Source organism: Streptomyces megasporus (assembly GCF_000718985.1).
GTDB classification, from domain to species: domain Bacteria; phylum Actinomycetota; class Actinomycetes; order Streptomycetales; family Streptomycetaceae; genus Streptomyces; species Streptomyces megasporus.
Genome location: NZ_JODL01000078.1, coordinates 1 through 730 on the forward strand (window position 1 = coordinate 1; position 730 = coordinate 730).

Annotated in this window: 1 protein-coding gene; it reads right to left on the reverse strand. The window is 70.8% G+C overall.

Features of this window, described 5'->3' with window-relative positions:
* Positions 1 to 202: 202 nt before the first annotated feature.
* Entirely contained in the window at positions 203 to 688 is a 486-nt protein-coding gene (locus IF47_RS0126725) for a nucleoside deaminase (protein WP_031511598.1), read from the reverse strand.
* Positions 689 to 730 lie beyond the last annotated feature (42 nt).

Sequence of the window (730 nt, forward strand, 5' to 3'; positions counted from 1 at the left end):
CGGCGGTGACGTCGGCGAGCCCGATGACGGCCACAGAGCGGGACGCGCCGCCGGGACGGTCAGGTACACGAGGGTGACCACCGTGACCAGGGCGATGCAGCGAAGACATGCGCCTCCCCCCGTTGGGGAGACCGGGGCGGGACGCCTGGTCCAGTTGAATTCGATCCTAGATTCGCCCATGCGGCCCTGCATCTCGGGCGGCTCAGCCGCGCCCGCGATGGAACCGCACGTGCAGATCCCGGATCCGTTCCGTCAGCTCGGGTACCGGACCGTCCACGGTCACGCCGGGTGCGATCTCGTGTACGGGGAGTGTCCGCACCGGTGGCGCGGGAACGCCCAACTCGCTGAGCCATACGACGAGTTGCTCGGACGAGGCGACGTAGGCGATGCGTCCCAGGCCGACCCAGGCGTGCGCTGCCGCGCACATCGGGCAGTGCTCGCCCGAGGCGTAGACCGTGGCCGCCGCCCGCTCCCCGGGCGTGAGGTGGGCGGCCGACCAGCGCGCCAGCTCGAACTCGGGGTGCCGGGTGCGGTCGCCCGAGGCCACGCGGTTGCGGTCCTCGGCGAGGACCGTGCCGTCCTTTCCCACGAGAACCGAACCGAACGGTTCGTCCCCGTCGTCCAGTGCCTCGGCCGCGAGCTCCACGCAGCGGCGCAGGTGAGGCAGTTCCGTGTCCTTCACGACCATGGTGCCGGGCCCTTCCTAGCGACGAAGTGATCAACAGGACTG

Coding starts and splice junctions, on each gene's coding strand:
- IF47_RS0126725 (WP_031511598.1), bottom strand. CDS start 688: ATGGTCGTGAAGGACACGGAACTGCCTCACCTGCGCCGCTGCGTGGAG.